Origin of the sequence: Deinococcus proteolyticus MRP (assembly GCF_000190555.1) — a bacterium.
GTDB classification, from domain to species: Bacteria; Deinococcota; Deinococci; order Deinococcales; family Deinococcaceae; genus Deinococcus; species Deinococcus proteolyticus.
Genome location: NC_015169.1, coordinates 160,989 through 173,975, shown reverse-complemented (window position 1 = coordinate 173,975; position 12,987 = coordinate 160,989). Strand labels below are relative to the sequence as shown.

Genomic DNA, 12,987 nt, shown 5'->3' with positions numbered 1-12,987 from the left:
CTTCAAGCTAGACTGGCCCATGCTCACAACTCTGCTGAGAGCGGCCCTGGGGCTGCTGCTGGTCCTTTTGCTGGCGCTGCTGACCGGTGTGCTTTATGTGCGCTCCCAGACGCTGCCGCAGCTGAGCGGCACGCTGAAGGTGACGGGCCTGAACGCTGAAACCACGATCACGCGTGACAGGTACGGTATCCCCCATATTCGGGCCAGCCACGACGAGGACGCCATATACGCGCTGGGACTGGTGCATGCGCAGGACCGGGCCTGGCAGCTGAACTTTCAGCGGCGTATCGCTCAGGGGCGGCTGGCGGAGGTGCTGGGGCCAGCGGCGCTGGAACAGGACCGTTTCCTGCGGACCTGGGGCTTTCAGCGGGCTGCCGAGTCCGCACTGGAAGCTCTCAGCCCGCAGAGCCGGCAGCTGATTGCTGCCTATACCGCCGGGGTCAACGCTGGATTTGCCCTGTGCAAAACGGCGCCCGAGTTCATGATTCTGGGATACCGCCCCGAACCCTGGACCGATGTGGACTCGGTGGCCTGGAGCAAGCTGATGTCGTTCGACCTGGGCGGCAACTGGAAACAGGAGCTGAGCAACTGGGAACTGTGCCGCGCTGGCGGCGTGCAGTCGCTCACCGGGGTCACTCCACCCTATCCGGCAAGCGGGCCGACCATTCTGAGTGTGGACGAACTGCCTGCCACAGCCCCGGCGGGACCAGGCAAGCACCCCGCTGCATACCCCACTGCAGCCTGCCCGGCCGACCTGACTGGCGCCCACCTCGGAGAGCTACGCCGGCAGTTGGCCGCCGCGCAGAGGCTGGGAATGGAGTTCGAGGCCAGCCGGAGCAGCAACAACTGGGTGGTGTCGGGCCAGCACACCGCCAGCGGCAAGCCTCTGCTGGCAGACGACCCCCATCTCAAGCTGCAAAGCCCGATGCTGTGGTATCTGGCCGAGGTGCAGGGTGAGCGGCTGCATGCCATCGGGGCGACCATTCCGGGGCTGCCGGCCGTGGTCATCGGGCGCAACGAGCGGGTGGCCTGGGGCGTGACCAACCACAACCCGGACGTGCAGGACCTGTTCGTGCTGCCGCCGGACGCCCCGGTGCAAACCCGCCAGGAAATCATCCGGGTCAGGGGCGGCGAGGACGTGCAGCTGACGCTGGAGCAGAGCGAGTACGGCCCGGTGGTCAGCCCGGTGGGGGGCGGGCTGCAGGGTGAGGAACTGGCGAAAAGCACGCGGCTGGCGCTGAGCTGGCCCACCCTGATGAACGGCGACACCACCCTGGACGCTTTTCTGGGGGTCAACTTCGCGCAGAACTGGGATGAGTTCCGCTCGGCCATGCGGCACTATGTGGCCCCCAGTCAGAGCTTCGTCTATGCCGACGTGGACGGCAACACCGGCTACATCGCACCGGGGCGGGTGCCGGTGCGCCGGGGCTGGGACGGCAGCCTGCCGGCACCGGCGGACGCCCAGCACCGCTGGACCGGCTGGGTTCCGTTCGGGCAGCTGCCCCAGACCTTCAACCCCGCCGACGGCCTGGTGGTCACGGCCAACAACCGCTCGGTGCCCCAGGAGTACCCCTGGCCTCTGACCAACGACCGGGACTGGGCCGACCCCTACCGGGCGGCGCGCATCACCGAGCGGCTGCAGGGCAAGGGGGGCCTCACCCTGGACGACATGGCGGCCGTCCAGAACGACACCCTCAGTGGGCCGTGGCGGGAAATGAAAGCGGCGCTGCTGAGTACGCCCAGGGCAGGCCTGAGCCGGGAGGCGGCCGCCGCGCTGGACCGGCTGAGCGGCTGGGACGGCGAGCTCGGCACCGACTCTGCCTCGGCCACCGTGTTCGAGTGGTGGCTGGCCGAGCTGAAAGCGCAGGGGCGGCAGACCTTCGGTCAGGAACCCAGCACCCGTGGGGTAGCGGTGGCGTTGGCCGCAGGCGGTGCCCTGTGCGGCCCGACAGCCAGCCAGACAGTGGGCAGCAGCTGCACCGGCCTGCTGGCCCGGACGCTAGAAGCGGCGGTGCAGCAAGCGGCCCGGCGGCCCTACGGCGAGGTCCACCAGGCCCTGAGCACGCACGGAGCCTTCGGGGAAATCCAGGCCCTGGCGCCCCTCTTCAATGCGCTGATTCCGGCGCCCGGCGGCAGCGATACCGTCAACGTGGCCCGCCCCGACCGTGAGGACGGCACGCTCCATTTCACCCACGCCGCCAGCTACCGGCAACTGATTGACCTGAGCGACCCGGACGCCAGCCGCTTTACCGGGTCGCTGGGTCAAAGCGGCAACCCATTTTCACCTCACGCCCGCGACCAGCTGCGGGGCTGGGCGGCTGGCGAGTACCTCCCCATGAGCACCGACCCTGCCGACTGGGGCCGCACGCGGGTGCTGCATCTGAAACCGGTCTCCGAACAGCCGGCCCCCTGAATAGCCAGTTCCCTGAACAACCGGCTCCCTGAACCCCCCATGACAAAAGGGCTGCCCGGCTGGAGATGGCCGGGCAGCCCAAAGGCACTGTGCCGGGGCACTCAGCGGTTATTCAGCGGCTTTCGCGCTCTTCCATACTCAGCTGCCCGCGCTGATTGGGGTGAACCAACTCCAGGTACTCGGGGTGCTTTTGGATAAAGCTGGCAACGAAAGGGCACTGGGGCACCACCGACTTGCCCTGCTGACGTAGGCCTTCCAGGGCGCCTGCGACCAGCTGGCTGCCGTAGCCCTTGCCGCCGCTCTGGGGGTCAATTTCGGTATGGGTCAGCAGAGCGGCGTTGCCCAGGTCTTCATAGGCCAGATGGCCCACCAGTTGGCCGTCCTGGTACGCTTCGTAGCGCTGCTCGGTTTCGTTGTGGCGGATGTCCAGTTGCATGAGGCCCACCCTAGCGGGCGCGGCCAGGCCATGCAGGAGCTGCGGCTAAAGGAGGGTTCACTGTCGCAGGTCACAGGGAGCCGGCCCGGAGGCCCGACAGGCCAACAACCCAGCAGGCCAGCAAGCGGGCCGAACTCTGGCTTCCAGACGCCATTCTGCGGCGGCAGGCCCGCTATGATGCCGGTCATGCTCCTTTCCGACCTGGCCTCTCACCTGTCGCTGCGCTCCGGGCCATCTGTGGAGACGGGGTGGGCTGCGGCCGAAGTCAGCGCCGTGACGCACCGCGCCGACTGGGTGACGCCAGGGGCGCTGTTCGCAGCCATCCGGGGCGAGCGGCACGACGGCCACGCCTTTTTGCAGGAGGCGGCGGAGCGCGGAGCCGTGGCCGCGCTGGGCGAAGGACTGCCAGCCGGCCAGCACTCTCCCCTGCCCTACTTGCAGGTGCCGGACGCCCGCGCTGCCCTGGCCGACGCTGCCGCGCTGCTAAGCGGGCACCCCAGCCGCGAGCTGAAGGTAGTAGGCGTGACCGGCACCGACGGCAAAACCACCACCTCCTGGCTGACTGCTGCGCTGCTGCGGGCCGGCGGGCAGTCCACCGGCCTGCTGAGCAGCGCCGGCTATCAGCTGCCGGACGGGCAGTTACGGGCGTATCCGGCCCACTTCACCACCCCGGAAGCGCCGCAGCTCCAGGGCCTGCTGCGGGAGATGGTGGACGCCCGCGCCCAGGCCGCTGTGATTGAGACCAGCAGCCACGCGCTGACGCTGGAGCGGGTGCGCGGCGTGGCGTGGGACGCCGCCATCTGGACCCACCTGAGCCAGGAGCACCTGGACTTCCACGGCACGCTGGAAGATTATTTTGCCGCCAAGCGCCGGCTGATCGAGCGGGCCCCGCTGGCCGTGCTGAACCTGGACGACCCCTGGACACGGCATTTACGCGGCGTGGCCCCGCAGGAACTGACCTACTCGGCGGCGCAGGCAGGGGCCGACTGGCGCGCCTCCGACCTGCGCGGTGAGGCGGGGGGCCGGGCGTCGTTCGCGGTAGACGGCCCAGCGGGGCGCTTCCGGGCCACCCTGCCGCTGGCCGGAGCTTTCCAGATGGGCAATGCCCTGGCTGCGATGGCGGCCGCACACCACTTCGGGGTCAGCGCGGCGGAGTTGCAAGCCGGCCTCCGCGAGTTCGGGGGGCCGCCGGGACGGATGGAGACGGTCCCAAGCAGGCCAGGGCAGCCCCGTGTCGTCTCCGACTCGGCCCATACGCCGCTCAGCCTGGAAAACACGCTGCGGGCGCTGCGCCCCCTGACCGGCGGGCAGCTGTGGGCCGTGGTGGGCAGCGCTGCTGGCGGGCGCGATACTTCCAAATGGGGGCCGATGGCAGCGGTGGCCAGTGCCTGGGCCGACCAGGTAATTCTGACCGAGGCCGACCACCGCGAGACCCCGCTAGAGCAGATTCTGGAGGCGATGTCGGCGGCGGCCGGGCAGGACAACTGGCAGTGCATCGGGGACCGGGCGCAGGCCATCGCCTACGCGGTCACGCACGCCGGCCCAGACGACACAGTGCTGATTGCCAACAAAGGCGGCGAGCACTTTCTGCAGCGGGGCCGCACCGTCTACCGCTGGAACGACGCTGCCGCCGCTGCAGCTGCCCTGCGCGGCGAGGTGTACCGGCCGCAGGAGGCGGAGCAGGGATAGGGCACGCCCTGCGCCAAGCTTCATCTTCCGCGGCGGCTTGAGTTGCGGGGCTCCAAGCGGCACCCCATGTCACACAGCGGCAGGCCGCAGCCACAGCAGGTAGACCGCAAGCAGCAGCAGCGGCGAGACATACATCAACATGACGCGGCTACGCTGGGCCCGCTGGCGCATCAGCTCGCGGTCCTGCGGCTCGGGCATCTGCTCGGCCATCCGCAGCTGACGCTGGCCGAGAAAGTGTCCCGTCACCACGTCGAAGACGGCCACCAGCGCGATGATCAGGTCCAGGGTCTGGAGTTCGCCCATAGCGGTATGATGCCGCCCCGGCCCCAGTAGCGCAAACCCCCTGGCAGCGCGGCCCACCAGCGGAGCAACCTTGAGTGCACCGGCGGCCAGACTGCGGGGGCGCCGACTTCAGGGAGCCGTCAGCAGGCGGTCTATCGTCCGCTCCAAAGCCGCCCGCGCCTGCTCCGGCGTGATGACACCGAGCAGCAGGTGAACGCTCAGACCGTCCAGAGCTGCCTGCAGGTCCAGAGCGGCCTCCTGCGGCGGGCCGGCAAGGGTCCAGCCGTGCGCCTGAAGCTGCGTCAATATCTCGCCCAGGGCCGCGTTCAGGTCGCGGTAGGTCAGGCCCTGCACGCCGGCCAGTTGCGGGTCCCCCACCGACGCGCCCACGAATGCCAGCCACACTTCCAGCCACTCGCGGCTTTCGGCGCTGAGGGGCAACGTGGCCTCCAGAAAGTTCAGCAGGTTCTGCCGGGGCGTGCTATGCAGCGGCAACTGGCGCAGCTGCGCCTCAGCCTGAGCACTCACCTGCTCGGCTGCAAAGGCCAGCACAGCAGCGCGGCTGGGCAGGTAGTGGCGCACCGCCCCGCTGGACCAGCCACTTTCCTCGGCCAGGGCGCGGATGGTCACCCCTTCCAATCCGGAACGGCGAATCAGACGCCACACGGCCTGGGCCAGTTCGGCGCGGCGCTGGTCGTGGTCTACCTGCTTGGGCACAGTCTAGGTTCTACCACAGCCTGACAGGTTTTAGCACATACGTGCTATAAATAGACGAGAGGAAACCGCACGCTCGTGCGAAGAAGGAGGCAGAACCCTATGGGATGGACCTATTTGCTGATGGCTGGCCTGTTCGAGGTGGGCTTTACCACCGCCCTCAAGTTGGAACAAAAAGACAAGCGTTACATCTGGCTGTTTCTGCTGTGCGCCTTTGCCAGCTTCAGCTTTCTGGAACGGGCGATGCAGACCATTCCGCTGGGTACCGCCTACACCGTTTGGACCGGCATCGGCGCGGTAGGCACCGTGCTGGTGGGTGCCGCCTTTTTCGGAGAGCAGCTCAGCCGGGTGCAGCTGGGCCTGCTGGCGCTGGTGGTGGCCCTGATTGGAGCGCTGCGCCTGACCGGAGGCGGCGCATGAACGGCTGGCTGTGGCTGGGGCTGGCCGGGCTGTTCGAAATCGGCATGGCGACGGCGCTGAAACTCAGCCAGACGCAAGGCAGCTACCGCCTGGCTTTTCTGGTGCTGGCGGTCCTCAGCTTCGAGTGCCTGGCGCGGGCCATCCGCACCATCCCGCTGGGACTGGCCTACGCCATCTGGACAGGTATTGGGGCGGTGGGGGCCATGCTGCTGGGCAGCGTGCTGTTCGGGGAGACACTGACTCCGCTGCGCCTGGGCCTGCTGGCAGGACTGCTGGCCGCGCTGGTCGGGCTGAAGCTGAGCAGCTCAAGCGCTCCAGCCGGTCCAGCGCCGCAGGAGTCGCGGGGCTAGAGGGGTTACTAGAGCGTGTCAGCAACCCGATTGAACTTAGTGACCGATGTTCTGCTCCTAGCGAATCTGCGGCATAAGGCAAACTGAGCTGAGATGACACGCCGAGCCTATCGCAGCGACCTTGACGATGAAACCTACTTGTTCATCCTGCCCTACTTTCTACTGAGGCCCGAAGATGCGGCGCAGCGGATCTATCCCATCAGAGAAGTCCTCAATAGCCTCTTCTGGATTGCCCGGACGGGAAGTCCCTGGGAATATCTCCCACACGACTTCCCACCCTATAAAATTGTTCACCAGCAAGCGCTGCGCTGGTTCGAGCACGGCTGCTTCGAGAATCTGGTCCATGACTTGAGGATGATGGACCGTGCAGCAGTTGGACGGGACAACGTCCCGTCCGTCGCCATCATTGACAGTCGAACCCTGCAAAGTACACCTGAAAGTGGTCACCGATCAGGCTATGACGGCGCGAAAAAGCGGAATGGCAGCAAGGTGCATGCGGCGGTGGACACTCTGGGCCATGTCATTGCTCTGCTGGTCACCTCCGCAGATGAACAAGACCGCGAACAGGTCTACGATCTATGTCACCAGATTCAGACTGTCACTGGTGACTGTGTTGATGTCGTGCTGGCAGATGGTGGCTACACCGGGGAACAGGCAGAGATTGACGCTGCACTGCTGGATATTGAGCTGGTCGTTGTGAAACGACCAGCTGGAGCATCGGGATTTGTCCTGCTTCCCAAGCGCTGGATCGTAGAACGAAATTTTGCTTGGGCCGCCCGTTTCCGCCGCTTAGGACGTGATTTGGAGCAGTTGCCTTCTACCTTGCTTGGCTTTCACTGGCTGGCCTTCGCTATTCTGTCTCTACAGAAATTGGTTGCCTAGATTTGGATGGGGTTGCTGACACGCTCTAATGCTGCGAGCAGAGAGAAAATCCTACCGAGCGATTGCCAGCGAATGACATCTCAGCGGACGCACCGTCATGAACTCAGTACCTGACAGGTTGAAGGAAACGTTGTCTGGATCGCAGAAAAATATGAAGCAGGGCGGCTTATGGAGGTGTGAAACCGAACCAAGCCGCCCTGACGAATGTTGACACATTCGTGACCTACCTGAAAGAGCGTCTCCCACACCACCGCGTTGATCGTCTGCGCTGCGTTGCAGAAGTCCTGTTCGGCATTTTGCAGGCGGAATCTACCCTCCACCGCAAAATCGCGCTCCATATTGACCGTGCTGCGACGACACCGTCCATCACGCGTATGGTGGCTCGTGTGCTACATGGTGCAGGCCTGACCCAGCAGGACATCTTGGATGTCCTGCTTCCACTGCTACCTGAGGGAAAACTGACCCTGATCATGGACCGCACCAACTGGAAGCACGGTCAGTCTCACCTCAACCTGCTGGTCATCGGCGTGGTGCTGGGCAACGTTACTCTTCCACTGGCCTGGAAAGAACTGAAGCACGGCGGGAACAGTGAATCCAGGGCACGTATGATGCTGGTCGGTCAGCTGCTGGGACGCTTACCCGCACGTAGGTGGACGGTGCTGATTGCTGATAGGGAGTTTCTCGGTCAGGAGTGGTTCACGTTTTTGCGGCGCAGCGGGATCAAAAGATGCATTCGTATTCGGGCCAATACCGTGGTAGACGGTGAATATGCTCGTGACTGTTTCGCGTCACTGGAGCCGGGTCAAACTCGTCCCCTGTTTGAGAAGGTCTGGGTTCAGGGCGGCTGGATGCGCATGGTCGCGCCGCTCTCCCCAGAGGGAGAGCGGGTCATCATCGCTTCAGACTTATCCGTCTGGGACACGCTCACCATCTATAGGCAGCGCTGGGCCATCGAAACCACCTTCTCAGCCATGAAATCCAGAGGCTTGAATCTGGAGCAAACCCACATGACTAACCCGGAGCGGGTAGGAAACCTGTTCGGTCTGCTGACCCTGGCCTTGACCTGGATGCTGCGCGTGGGGGAATGGCGAACTGAACAGCAACCCATTGGCGTCAAAAAACATGGTCGCCCTGCGGTCAGCAGGGCGAGGTACGGGTATGAGGAGCTGAGCCGTGCGTTGCGGTGGGGCGGGGAGAAATTCAGGCTCTTCCTGGACCTCTTGAGGACTCCATTTCCCGCGCCAGGAGGGGATGAAAGGCAACCTGTCAGGTACTGAGGCGGCGTCTTCTGGAGTAAGAGCAGGGTCAAGGCGTCTGATAATATAGTCTACACCCGGCAGCTACTTAAGATAGACTTTGATCACGAGTATACGCTGTGTGCATTGAATATTTCCAACATTAAGTGATCTCCAAGGTAACTAATGGCTACTCTAATATACTTCTTGCTGTTCTTCCTATTTCTTCCAGCGTTAATATATTTTATTACATATTATTTATTCACCTTGAATCCCTCCCCAGTCGTTAAATTGCTCCGCGTAATTTTTTCTATATTATCGATAATTGCAACAGCTATATTATATATATTCGTGTTTGAGCTTAGTTTTATGACAAATTATCAATAAAATTGCTTTATTGATATCGGCGCACCACGCCACCAGCAGGTTGAGGTGAGGCTGGCCGTGTTTCCAGTTACTGATCCGTGCTTAAGTTGCTAGCGAAGCACGTAAAGGGTGTGCCTCGGATAAAGGCTAGTGGCAAAGATTTGCGCCGGATGCGCTGCCATCCCACTTTCAACCGCTTCGTCAGCATTTCTGTCGTTAGCGCACAGAAGTTACCTACGACATTCCGTTTGAGATCTGCCCAGATCAGTTCGATGGGATTCAATTCTGGCGCATAGGGTGGGAGATAGATCAGGGTTAGGCGTTCGTGCAGCTGCACGAACGCCTGCACTGCTTTCGACCGGTGAATCATGGCCCGGTCAAGGATGACTACCACCTCTCCGGCGACATGACGCAGGACATGATCCAGGAACTTCACGACTTGTGGGGACCGTACTGCACCCTGACAGGTGTGCTGCAAAAACTGTCCGCCTGTGGTGATGGCTCCAATCACAGAAAGATGTGCCCAACGCAGTTTTGTCGGGATAATCGGTGTCTCGCCTCGTCGTCCCCACGCGCGAACCCTTGTCGTCTTCAGACTGAACCCACTCTCGTCCAGAAAAATGATCGTCGCCCCCTCAGCCCTCTTTTTTTCCAACGCCTCCTTGTGGAGACGGACCCAAGCTGCAATATCCTCTTCGTTACGCTCTACGGCCCGCAACGCGGGCCGCTGATACGAGAATCCCCAACGTCTGAGCTTCCTGGAAAGATGGGCACGGTCGATCCAGACCCCATACTTCAGACCGATCACTTGACGGACCTTGGGGACAGTCCAGCCACTGGTCTCGAAGCCATGCAGTCGGGGATCGCTCTCAAGAATGTCCTGAATTTCCTTCTGCTGGTCAGGGGTGAGGAACTCCGGGCGGCCAGTGGCACGGGAAGCGCGGAGCGCTTCCTCACCACCGTGGCGTATACGGGCACGCCAGGCACGAATAGTCACCTCAGCCACACCGAAATGTCGGGCCAGATCTCGAGTGGACCAGTCGGGATCATTCAGGAGGGGCTGAGCAGCCAGACGGCGCTCTTCCTGTTGAGTGCGGGAGAGACGAGCGGGTCGCCAAGCAGAAAGCGTCACACCTTATGTTACCAACTTAAGCACAAATCAATAGTGCGGTCCATGATCAGGGTCAGTTTTCCCTCAGGCAGCAGTGGAAGCAGGACATCCAAGATGTCCTGCTGGGTCAGGCCTGCACCATGTAGCACACGAGCCACCATACGCGTGATGGACGGTGTCGTCGCAGCACGGTCAATATGGAGCGCGATTTTGCGGTGGAGGGTAGATTCCGCCTGCAAAATGCCGAACAGGACTTCTGCAACGCAGCGCAGACGATCAACGCGGTGGTGTGGGAGACGCTCTTTCAGGTAGGTCACGAATGTGTCAACATTCGTCAGGGCGGCTTGGTTCGGTTTCACACCTCCATAAACCGCCCTGCTTCATATTTTTCTGCGATCCAGACAACGTTTCCTTCAACCTGTCAGGTACTGAGCGTCATGAACATCATTCATCGCAGTCAATAGCCAAAACGCCTTCTGGGTCACCGAACTTCGCTTAGCGTACAACTCGACCTCTAGAGACGGCCCGTATAGGCAGGGCAATCCCCCTGCCAGATATCACTTCCCCCTGCTTGAGACAGCCCCCTAACGTCCAGAATTCAGGGTGGGCTGAGCGCCACGCTCGGAGGTGAGCACCACCAGGAGGTTGTTGACCAGCTCGGCGCGGCTCTCGGAGTTCAGTTCCACCACGCCGTCGCGTTCCAGGCGCTCAATGGCCATCTGGACCATGCCCACCGCCCCTTCCACGATGACCTGCCGGGCTTGCAGCACCGCCTCGGCCTGCTGGCGCTGCAGCATGGCGGAGGCGATTTCCGGCGCGTAGGCCAGGTGGCTGATCCGGGCGTCCAGCACTTCGACTCCGGCCAGTGACAGCCGGGCCTGCAGGTCCTCGCGCAGGTAGTGGGCCACCTCGTCGGGGCGGCCGCGCAGGCTGACCACCGGCTGGCCCTGGTCGTCCAGGCCGTAAGCCTCGTAGGCGAACGCCGTGCCCAGGTGCCGCAGCGCCGTTTCGGCCTGCACGTCCACAAAAGAGTTGTAGTTCTCCACGTCAAAGGACGCCCGCGCCGTATCCACCACGCGCCACACGATGACAGCGGCGATTTCGACCGGATTGCCGGCGGCGTCGTTCACCTTGACCAGCTGGCTCTGGAAGTTGCGAATCCGCAGGCTGATGTCCTGCCGGCCTGCCAGCGGATTGGCCCAGAAATACCCGTTCTGGCGTACCGTGCCGATATAGCGCCCGAACAGGGTCAGCACCACTGCCTGGTTGGGAGCCACCACGAAAAACCCGCGCAGCAGCAGACCGGCCAGCGGAAACAGCAGCACCAGCGCCGGCACCAGGCCGAAAGTCGCCACGGCACTGCTGAGCAGGGTGCCCAGCAGCTGCCAGCCCACGAACAGCAGGGCCGCCGCCGCCAGCAGCAGCAGGGCAAAGGCGGCAAAGCCGTTGACCGCAAACGCCGGGCGCTCCTGCGAAGCCCGGTGCTGGGCGCTGACCGGCAGCTCGGAGTGTTCGGGCAAATGGGGAGCCGGCTCATGACGGCCGGGCGGCGGTGAGCTGGGCTGGGTCATGCCCTCACTGTAGCGGGAAGAACCGGCGGGCGCTGCACAAAACGGCCGGGGCGCCCCCTTCCCCTGGGCACCCCGGCCGGAAGATTCGCGCTTCCCGTCAGCGGGTTTCGGTCAGGCGGTAGCTGCCGCCGCCGCTGTAGGCGTAAACGACCCAGCGCAGCGTGGACTGCTGGCGAACCTCGTAACGGACGGTTTCGGTGCTGCCCGGTCCCTCGCTGGACGCTACGTAGACCCAGCTGCTGCCGTTCCAGCGCTGCAGATACAGGTCGAAATCCGCCGTGCTGGGGCCGCTTATTGATTTGTGCTTAAGTTGGTAACATAAGGTGTGACGCTTTCTGCTTGGCGACCCGCTCGTCTCTCCCGCACTCAACAGGAAGAGCGCCGTCTGGCTGCTCAGCCCCTCCTGAATGATCCCGACTGGTCCACTCGAGATCTGGCCCGACATTTCGGTGTGGCTGAGGTGACTATTCGTGCCTGGCGTGCCCGTATACGCCACGGTGGTGAGGAAGCGCTCCGCGCTTCCCGTGCCACTGGCCGCCCGGAGTTCCTCACCCCTGACCAGCAGAAGGAAATTCAGGACATTCTTGAGAGCGATCCCCGACTGCATGGCTTCGAGACCAGTGGCTGGACTGTCCCCAAGGTCCGTCAAGTGATCGGTCTGAAGTATGGGGTCTGGATCGACCGTGCCCATCTTTCCAGGAAGCTCAGACGTTGGGGATTCTCGTATCAGCGGCCCGCGTTGCGGGCCGTAGAGCGTAACGAAGAGGATATTGCAGCTTGGGTCCGTCTCCAGAAGGAGGCGTTGGAAAAAAAGAGGGCTGAGGGTGCCGGTGTATTCACGGACGGGCGTAGGCGCCGGCGCAGGCGGGGCCGGCGTGCCCGAATCGCTGCCCAGGTAGGTGGTGCGCAGCGCTGAGATGTCGCCGGCACTCAGGTCGGCCGTGCGGCCCAGATTGCGGGGGTCGCCCGCGTAAGGCCCGCCCGGCTGGCTGAGCGCCGAGACATAGGGGCTGCCGTAGTTCATCACCGAGTCGTAGTCGTAGGGGCCGTAGCTGTAGATGTTGCAGTTGCGCCCGAAGTTTCCGCTGTCCCCCTGGTACTGGCTGGGAATCGCCACGTACTTATCGCGGTCACAGCGCTGGTGCTCGTGCCACTGGCCGGCAGCGTGGCCCATCTCGTGAATCACGGTGCGGCTGTTGAAGCAGTTGATGGCCAGCTGCTGCTGTCCACCCACGCTGCCCACCGACGACCAACCGCACGAGCCGCTGTCACCGCGAATAAACAGCACGGCGTTGGCTGCGGAAGTGTCCCAGACCCACTTCACGGCCGTGCCCGCCTGCTCGTTCCAGCGAGCCACAGCGGCCTGGAGCACGCGCTCCTGGTCAGCGGTGAACGTGCCGGCTTTCCAGAAGTAGGGCACCGTGTTGCCGGGCCAGTTGGCCTTGCCAGGCGCAAAGCGCGACAGGCCCTGGGCGCTCATCCCGGCGGCGTCTACCCGGCGCAGGTACTCGGCGGCCT

At 63.6% G+C, this 12,987-nt stretch carries 12 protein-coding genes and 2 pseudogenes; 7 read left to right on the top strand and 7 right to left on the bottom strand.

Annotated elements, in window-relative coordinates; translation table 11 throughout:
- Nucleotides 1–19 precede the first annotated feature (19 nt).
- Nucleotides 20–2,413, top strand: a complete 2,394-nt coding sequence (locus DEIPR_RS11020; RefSeq protein WP_013623036.1) for a penicillin acylase family protein — start codon at nt 20–22, stop codon at nt 2,411–2,413.
- A gap of 112 nt (nt 2,414–2,525) precedes the next feature.
- Here DEIPR_RS11020 and DEIPR_RS11015 read toward each other — a convergent pair whose 3' ends face one another.
- Nucleotides 2,526–2,849 (bottom strand): GNAT family N-acetyltransferase, encoded by a 324-nt coding sequence (locus DEIPR_RS11015; RefSeq protein ID WP_013623035.1) that lies wholly within the window; start codon nt 2,847–2,849, stop codon nt 2,526–2,528.
- Between the two features lie 186 nt (nt 2,850–3,035).
- On the opposite strand from DEIPR_RS11015, the gene DEIPR_RS11010 reads away from it, so the two are divergent.
- Nucleotides 3,036–4,538, top strand: coding sequence for a Mur ligase family protein (locus DEIPR_RS11010; protein ID WP_049775289.1), 1,503 nt, complete (start codon nt 3,036–3,038; stop codon nt 4,536–4,538).
- Nucleotides 4,539–4,607: 69 nt separating this feature from the next.
- On the opposite strand, the gene DEIPR_RS11005 is transcribed toward DEIPR_RS11010, so the two are convergent.
- Nucleotides 4,608–4,841: a hypothetical protein gene (locus tag DEIPR_RS11005; protein ID WP_013623033.1), complete on the bottom strand. Its 234-nt coding sequence runs from the start codon at nt 4,839–4,841 to the stop codon at nt 4,608–4,610.
- A gap of 108 nt (nt 4,842–4,949) precedes the next feature.
- Nucleotides 4,950–5,537: a TetR/AcrR family transcriptional regulator gene (locus DEIPR_RS11000; RefSeq protein WP_013623032.1), complete on the bottom strand. Its 588-nt coding sequence runs from the start codon at nt 5,535–5,537 to the stop codon at nt 4,950–4,952.
- 99 nt (nt 5,538–5,636) lie between these two features.
- On the opposite strand from DEIPR_RS11000, the gene DEIPR_RS10995 reads away from it, so the two are divergent.
- From DEIPR_RS10995 to DEIPR_RS10975, 4 genes are all read left to right on the top strand, one after another.
- Nucleotides 5,637–5,954 carry a DMT family transporter gene (locus DEIPR_RS10995; protein WP_013623031.1) on the top strand — a complete coding sequence of 106 codons (318 nt, stop codon included), beginning with the start codon at nt 5,637–5,639 and terminating at the stop codon, nt 5,952–5,954.
- Nucleotides 5,951–6,304 carry a DMT family transporter gene (locus DEIPR_RS10990; protein WP_013623030.1) on the top strand — a complete coding sequence of 118 codons (354 nt, stop codon included), beginning with the start codon at nt 5,951–5,953 and terminating at the stop codon, nt 6,302–6,304. Before DEIPR_RS10995 ends, DEIPR_RS10990 begins: the two co-directional genes overlap by 4 nt.
- A 93-nt stretch (nt 6,305–6,397) precedes the next feature.
- Complete coding sequence (locus DEIPR_RS10985) at nt 6,398–7,186, top strand: IS5 family transposase (RefSeq protein ID WP_013623029.1); 789 nt, start codon at nt 6,398–6,400, stop codon at nt 7,184–7,186.
- Between the two features lie 176 nt (nt 7,187–7,362).
- A complete protein-coding gene (locus DEIPR_RS10975; RefSeq protein ID WP_425358582.1) occupies nt 7,363–8,463 on the top strand; it encodes an IS4 family transposase in 1,101 nt (366 codons plus the stop codon).
- 412 nt (nt 8,464–8,875) lie between these two features.
- On the opposite strand, the gene DEIPR_RS10970 is transcribed toward DEIPR_RS10975, so the two are convergent.
- The 3 genes and pseudogenes from DEIPR_RS10970 to DEIPR_RS10955 form a co-directional block, all read right to left on the bottom strand.
- Entirely contained in the window at nt 8,876–9,919 is a 1,044-nt protein-coding gene (locus DEIPR_RS10970) for an IS630 family transposase (protein WP_013623026.1), read from the bottom strand.
- 32 nt (nt 9,920–9,951) lie between these two features.
- Nucleotides 9,952–10,257, bottom strand: a pseudogene (locus tag DEIPR_RS10965) (IS4 family transposase); the annotation flags it as partial.
- Between the two features lie 225 nt (nt 10,258–10,482).
- Nucleotides 10,483–11,469 (bottom strand): SPFH domain-containing protein, encoded by a 987-nt coding sequence (locus tag DEIPR_RS10955; RefSeq protein WP_013623024.1) that lies wholly within the window; start codon nt 11,467–11,469, stop codon nt 10,483–10,485.
- A gap of 325 nt (nt 11,470–11,794) precedes the next feature.
- On the opposite strand from DEIPR_RS10955, the gene DEIPR_RS14205 reads away from it, so the two are divergent.
- A complete protein-coding gene (locus DEIPR_RS14205; RefSeq protein ID WP_245532759.1) occupies nt 11,795–12,385 on the top strand; it encodes a winged helix-turn-helix domain-containing protein in 591 nt (196 codons plus the stop codon).
- On the opposite strand, the pseudogene DEIPR_RS14645 reads toward DEIPR_RS14205, so the two are convergent.
- Nucleotides 12,377–12,949, bottom strand: a pseudogene (locus tag DEIPR_RS14645) (M12 family metallopeptidase); the annotation flags it as partial. The gene DEIPR_RS14205 and the pseudogene DEIPR_RS14645 overlap by 9 nt on opposite strands.
- Nucleotides 12,950–12,987: the final 38 nt, after the last annotated feature.

Excerpts from the sequence above, each read along its gene's own strand:
- DEIPR_RS11015 (WP_013623035.1), bottom strand. The coding sequence starts at position 2,849 with ATGCAACTGGACATCCGCCACAACGAAACCGAGCAGCGCTACGAAGCG.
- DEIPR_RS10990 (WP_013623030.1), top strand. The coding sequence starts at position 5,951 with ATGAACGGCTGGCTGTGGCTGGGGCTGGCCGGGCTGTTCGAAATCGGC.
- DEIPR_RS11005 (WP_013623033.1), bottom strand. The coding sequence starts at position 4,841 with ATGGGCGAACTCCAGACCCTGGACCTGATCATCGCGCTGGTGGCCGTC.
- DEIPR_RS10955 (WP_013623024.1), bottom strand. The coding sequence starts at position 11,469 with ATGACCCAGCCCAGCTCACCGCCGCCCGGCCGTCATGAGCCGGCTCCC.
- DEIPR_RS11010 (WP_049775289.1), top strand. The coding sequence starts at position 3,036 with ATGCTCCTTTCCGACCTGGCCTCTCACCTGTCGCTGCGCTCCGGGCCA.
- DEIPR_RS11020 (WP_013623036.1), top strand. The coding sequence starts at position 20 with ATGCTCACAACTCTGCTGAGAGCGGCCCTGGGGCTGCTGCTGGTCCTT.
- DEIPR_RS10995 (WP_013623031.1), top strand. The coding sequence starts at position 5,637 with ATGGGATGGACCTATTTGCTGATGGCTGGCCTGTTCGAGGTGGGCTTT.
- DEIPR_RS10985 (WP_013623029.1), top strand. The coding sequence starts at position 6,398 with ATGACACGCCGAGCCTATCGCAGCGACCTTGACGATGAAACCTACTTG.